Source organism: Anaerolineae bacterium, assembly GCA_016931895.1.
Taxonomy (GTDB): domain Bacteria; phylum Chloroflexota; class Anaerolineae; order 4572-78; family J111; genus JAFGNV01.
Genome location: JAFGDY010000106.1, coordinates 1 through 6397 on the forward strand (window position 1 = coordinate 1; position 6397 = coordinate 6397).

General features: G+C 53.2%; 5 protein-coding genes. All 5 read right to left on the reverse strand.

What is annotated here, in order from left to right; genetic code table 11:
• Positions 1–113 precede the first annotated feature (113 nt).
• A complete protein-coding gene (locus tag JW953_08320) occupies positions 114–518 on the reverse strand; it encodes a cytidine deaminase (protein ID MBN1992698.1) in 405 nt (134 codons plus the stop codon).
• Between the two features lie 49 nt (positions 519–567).
• Positions 568–2727 (reverse strand): ABC transporter permease subunit, encoded by a 2160-nt coding sequence (locus tag JW953_08325; protein ID MBN1992699.1) that lies wholly within the window; start codon positions 2725–2727, stop codon positions 568–570.
• Between the two features lie 47 nt (positions 2728–2774).
• Complete coding sequence (locus tag JW953_08330; GenBank protein ID MBN1992700.1) at positions 2775–4043, reverse strand: glycine betaine/L-proline ABC transporter ATP-binding protein; 1269 nt, start codon at positions 4041–4043, stop codon at positions 2775–2777.
• 292 nt (positions 4044–4335) lie between these two features.
• Positions 4336–5616, reverse strand: coding sequence for an OFA family MFS transporter (locus JW953_08335; protein ID MBN1992701.1), 1281 nt, complete (start codon positions 5614–5616; stop codon positions 4336–4338).
• Between the two features lie 370 nt (positions 5617–5986).
• A complete protein-coding gene (locus tag JW953_08340) occupies positions 5987–6322 on the reverse strand; it encodes an MFS transporter (protein MBN1992702.1) in 336 nt (111 codons plus the stop codon).
• Positions 6323–6397: the final 75 nt, after the last annotated feature.

Below are 6397 nucleotides of genomic sequence, written 5' to 3' on the forward strand. Positions count from 1 at the left end.
CATGTCATTTCGAGGCCGTAGGCCGAGAAATCTCCTTTTCAAGGGACGACTTCAAGGAGATTTCTCCCTTCGGTCGAAATGACATGCTTGAGCAGTTACTTTACATCTATAATTCATATTTTTTTGAACCAGTCATAATAGGGCAGCAAATCTGCCAATTTTACAACTTTATGCCGATCCAAAATTACTTCGGTGTTTAAATTATCTTGATGAACCTGGCGCATAAACTCGCGGCATCTGCCGCAAGGCGATAAAACATATACCCCTTTTTCATCTTGCCAAACCGCCACAATCTTTTTTATGCTGTACTCGCCCGCCGTGATCATGGCCGCAATCGCGCTGTGTTCGGCACAAAACCCCATCCCGGACATCACGTCTATACACACCCCCAGGTAAATGTTATTTTTAGCGGTAACCAGGGCGCAACCAACATCGCCCACCAGGTAGTCGCCTATCCTTTTGGGTCTGATAACCGATGCCGCCTTTTTGATTAATTCTTCATTGCTTATTTCTGTCATCATTTTCACCAAAAGCGGGAAACGCTAAAAGATATCATCAAGCGGCCGGTTAATCCTTTTGCCCCACTACTTCTCGCTTTTTGGCCCAGGCCTGGGTAATGCGATCCATAATCATGGCCAGGATGACAATGGCCAGGCCCGCCTCAATCCCCCGCCCGGTTTGATTTTTAGCCAGCCCGATCACGGCTTCTAACCCCAAGCCGCCGCCGCCAACCAAACCGGCAATAATCACCATCGCCAACACCATCATGATCACCTGGTTGATGCCCAACATAATGGCCGGCATGGCCAGGGGTAACTGCACCTTGGTTAAAATCTGCCGGGGGGTAGAGCCAAAAGCCTGGGCCGCCTCCACCGTGTCCGGGGCCACCTGGCGGATGCCCAAATTGATGAGCCGGATGCCCGGGGGCAACGCATACAACACCGAGGCCATAATGCCCGGCACGCGGCCCACGTTGAACAACATGATCACCGGCACCAGGTAAACAAAGGGAGGAATGGTTTGCAGCGTATCCAGGATGGGCCGCAAAATTGCCTCAAAGGTATCGCTGCGGGAGGAGATAATGCCCAACGGCACGGCAATGGCCACGGTCACCAATACGGCCACAAACACCTGGCTGGAGGTGTCCATACTGTATTCCCACATCCCCAAAAAACCAATCAGGGCCAGCCCTGCTACGGAGAACAGGGCCATCCGCCAGCCGGCTACGGCATGGGCCACCAGCGCCACCGCCAAAATGAAAGTCGGCCAGACCAGCCAGTTTAACAACAAAGAGCGTAAAGGGTTGAGGCCGTAAATCACCAGAAAGTCGCTCAACGGGCCGGTGCCAATGGGCCAGTCGCCCACTTGATACAGGTTATCCCGCGCCCAATCCACGCCAGAATCAACAGGCCGGCTCAAATCAAGGCTCCAATTTTCAGGAAATTCAGAAAAGTCAGCCGTTGAGTGGGTAAGGCCAATACTCAATAAAATCACCAGCAAAATCAGAGAGGTCAAAAAGAAGGCGTTACGCTGCAAAAAAGGCGACACGATGCGACCTGTATCTTTGCGACCCACCAGCCTCATCACGCCATCCACCATCGCTCCCAGGCCGCGGGCCAGCGTTCGGGAACAGTGGCGGATACCGATGATGGTCAGGTCAACGCCTCGCTCAAACCCCCGCGCCCAGGTGTATTTGGCCCATTTGTTGGGCAGCAGGTGAAAGCCTTTGCTTCGCCTGGCTGCATGCGAGGCTTCTTTCTGGCTAAAGCCCGTGCCAACCCGGTCAAAAATAATGGCCATAAACACAATAGCCAGCCCTGCTTCCAGCCCTTCGCCCACGCGCAAACGTTGGAGCGAGACAAGGACTTCCCGGCCCAGCCCGCCGGCCCCAATCAAGGCCGCAATCACTACAATGCCCAGGGCCATCATAATAGTTTGATTCACCCCGGCCATAATGGTGGGCATGGCCAAAGGCAATTGCACCTTGCTTAAAATCTGCCACTCGGTGGAGCCAAACGCGCGCGCCGCTTCCACCGCCGGAGGTGAAACGCGCCGGATACCCAAATTGGTCAACCGGATGGCCGGCGGCAAGGCGTAAATAACCGTGGCAATCACGCTGGGCACGCGCGCAATGCCAAAAAAGAGCAGCACCGGGATAAGGTAAACAAAGGCCGGCATCGTTTGCATGGCGTCAAGCAAAGGTCGCAAGGCTGCCTCAAGCTTGTCGTAGCGCGAGGCCAGAATACCCAGCGGAAGCCCAATAGCCAGCGAAATAAAAACCGACACGCCCATCAGGGCCAGCGTTTGCAAACTCTGGTTCCACAGGTCCACCAGGCCCATAAACAGCAGCCCGCCGCCGGCCAGCAGGCCAACCCGCACCCCTCCGGCCCGGTAGCCTACCAGGTACGCGCTCAGGATGATGACGGGCCAGGGCAGCCACAATAAAAATTGCTCAACCTCCCTGATGCCAAAATCAATAACGTCGCTAATTGGCTCAAAAAACCAGGCAAATAAAAAGTGCGAAGCCCGATTGCCAATCACCCAACTTTGGAATTCGTCAATCGGCTCGCGCAGGTGCAGATTCCAGGTTGCGGGGAAGGCGCCCACCTCAACCGGCAACCGGCGAAACAGGAACGGCAGGGTAAAAATAACTACCAGCACCACCAGGTAAAAAAATATACGCCGGCGCACAAGCATGGTTTCGCCTAATGATTGCCATCTTAACATTGTTCTACGTTTTTTACCTCGCGCCCCTAAAAATTGGCTGAATCACGCTAATGAGAGGGACGTTCTGTGACGCCAGTCATCCGGCCATTACCGCCTTGATGGGCCGGGGAATCATGCCCGGTTTCCGTACTCCCGCCCAGGGCCAGCATCACCGAGATGCGGTCAACCGTACCCAACAGCCTCCGGTCATCATCCACTACCGGCACCGGCGCATGCGTAGCCGCCACAACGGGGATGAGGTCGGCCAGGCTGGTAGCGGGGGAAACCAGGGGATAATCTTGATTGACCAGAGAGGCGACAGGGGTGTTATTCAATATCCCCCCTTGCACCTGTTCCAGGGTAAAAGTGCCCAAAAAGCGACCGTTTTCATCCTGCACAAAAGCCACCGGGCTATCCTGACTCTGCATCAGCGGCAGGATTTTTTCCAATGGCTCGTTGGCCAATACCACCACCGGCCCCGGCTGCACAATTGAGCGGGCCGTTAACACCCGGGAACGCGGGACATCTTTGGTAAACTCCCGCACGTACTCGTTAACGGGTTGCATCACCACCTGTTCGGGCGTGCCCATTTGCACAATTTCGCCGTCTTTCATAATGGCAATGCGATCGCCCAACTTCAACGCCTCCAAAAAATCATGGGTGATAAAGAGGATGGTTTTACGCATAATGTTTTGGAGGTTGATGAGTTCGTCTTGCATCTCCCGCCGGATGAGCGGGTCGAGGGCGCTGAAGGGTTCGTCAAAGAGCAGGATTTTGGGGTCAACGGCCAAGGCTCTGGCAATGCCCACCCGCTGCTGCATGCCGCCGCTCAATTCGCCGGGATAGTGGTTCTCCCAACCTTCTAAACCAACCAGCTTGATCACTTCTTTGGCTTTGGCGCGGCGCACAGATTTGTCAACCCGTTGGATTTCCAGGCCATAGGCCACATTATCAAGAATGCGCCGGTGCGGGAACAGGCCAAAATGTTGAAAGACCATGCTCATTTTCTGGCGGCGCAAGTGGCGCAGTTGTTTAGCGTCCATGGCCGTAACGTCTTCGCCGTCAATTATTACCCGGCCTTCCGTTGGCTCAATGAGGCGGGAGATACACCTGATCAGGGTTGACTTGCCGCTGCCGGACAGGCCCATAACCACAAATGTTTCCCCCATGCGCACCTCAAAGGAAACGTTTCTCACCGCCACCACATGCCCGGTTTTCTCCAAGATCTCATCCCTGGAAGCCAGAGCTAATTTCTTCCTGATCTGTTTGGGGTGAGGGCCAAATATTTTCCAAACATTTTGGCAAGAGATTTGAGGGTCCGTTTTTGAAGACGTCATCTACTGCTTACTATGGGTGAAATATCTATTCAAATCCTGAAGAATGATTGGGTTAAAAAAATCCATAAACCGATAATATAGACTTTTCCCCAAAAACGCAAAATTTAGACATCCGGCAAGGCTAAAAGGGATGACACCCTGACGCCATTTAAAACAAAAAGTTCCAGAGGTGACAGTCACTTTGTAAGTGACTATCACCTCTGGAACGCATCAACAATTTACGTCAGTCCTAAAAAGAGGAGGCCAAAATGAATTTTGACCCATCTCCATTTAGACTACTCTATTACCAGTCTTAGACCCCGGCCGGGACAGCTTCTCCAGATTTAACTGCCGGTTTGAGCGCAGACATAATTCCGGCGGCAATCAGACACAGCACCCCCACAATGGTAAAGGCCAGGGCAAAGTTGCCCATATCGCCCAGTTTACCGCCCAAGATGGGGCCAAAGATACCGCCTACGCCGTAAGACAAAAACACCCAGGCATAGTTTTGGCCCACAAATTTGCTACCAAAGGTGTCGGCCGTAATGGTGGGGAACAGGGCAAAGTTACCGCCAAAATTAAAGCCAACCAGGGCTGCCGCCAGATAAAGTAGGGCCGGCGTTCCGGCCATCAGGGGGAAGAGCAACATCATTACCCCCTGAATCGCCGTCATAATTATAATGGACATTTTGCGGCCGATCTTATCGGAAACAATACCCCAGCCAATCCGCCCCGCGCCGTTAAACAACGAGAAAAATATCCCCATGGCAAAGCCGGCAATGGCGCTGGCCGACTCTTCGGCAATACCGTTGGCTTGCATGGCCTGCATGGGAAATAGTTTCATTAAACCAATGCTCATTAAGCCCGCGCTGGCGCTAAACAAAAAGGTGATAAAGATCATGTAAAATTGGGGCGTGCGCAACATCTCGCCGCTTTCAAAATCTACTGTGCCGGCCGCCGGGGCTTGACCGGCCACAGCCTTAGGCGGCTCCCAGCCAGCAGGTTTCCAGCCTTCCGGCGGAAAAACCATCCACAAACCGCCAACCACCACCATGATGCCAAATACCACCCCATAAATGGCAAAGGTGGTTCCCAACCCCATATTGGCAATGAGTTTGCCCCACGAACCGGCCAGTTGCACCCACAGCAGCGCGCCAAAGCCAAAACCGGCCACCGCCAGCCCGGTAATGAGGCCCTTTTTATCTGGAAACCAACGCATGCCCACCGCAATAGGCACCACGTAAGCCAGGCCAATACCACTGCCGCCTATAACGCCAATAAAGATCAACAACGCCCAAAAATTAAAAGGCGCAATCAAACCACCCAATAAATAACCCAAACCCAGCGTAATTCCTCCGGCAATAGACAATTTCTGGGGGCCAACTTTAGGCATCATCCGCCCGGCCAGCACCATAACCACCGCAAAAAAGGCCAATCCCGCCGAAAACACCATCTGCGTTTGAGCCTTACTCCAACCCGCCTCTACCAGCGCCGGCGTAAACACCGACCAGGCATAAATTGCGCCCAACGCAAGCTGGATCAACAGCGCTCCGACCACGACTAAAGTCCGATTCATTACTTTTTCTTCTGACATAATTTTCTCCTTTGAATGATTTTTGGTTACTACTCAGCCCCATGTCATTTCGAGGCCGTAGGCCGAGAAATCTACTTTTCAAGGGGCGGCTTCAAGGAGATTTCTCCCTTCGGTCGAAACGACATGCTTGAGCAGTTACGATTTTTGTTAATAACACAACGGTGGCGACCACCGAATTATGTTCACTCGCCTTAAAAGTGGTAGTGTTTGAAGAGGTTGTTTTTTTACTTTTCTGGAAATAGAAGTAACGCGGGTAGGTACTGCCGCCTATAACTGCCAGGGTCATTGTAAGATTATTGGCCGTAATTGGTAAGTGACATTTGTCCTTGATTGGGTGTGACAAATGTCACCAGGACATATATCGCCGGGATCACTGTAGCGCGCGGAGTTGCGGCATGCGCAGCCACAGCCAACCGGCAAAACCCAGCGAGATCAACGCGCTAATAATAATGGTAGTTGGTTCACCAAAAACCTCGGCCACCCAACCGGCCAGCAGCGCGCCCAGGGGCATCAATCCAAAAAAGCTCAGGGTGTAAATGCTGACCACCCGGCCCCGCAACTCGTCGGCCACCAGTGTTTGGATGAGGGCATTGGCCATATTGAACAATACCATAAAACCCCAGCCAACCCCCCCCAGGGCCAACAAAGAGAGGGGCAGCCAGCTCGCGCCGGCAAAAAACAAAAGCATCAGCGGAAAAGTAATCAACCTCCCGCATAGCGGGAGGCATTAGGAAGCCCCCCAGAGGGGGGCAACTGGGATAGGAAAGCCCCGTTGGGGCTA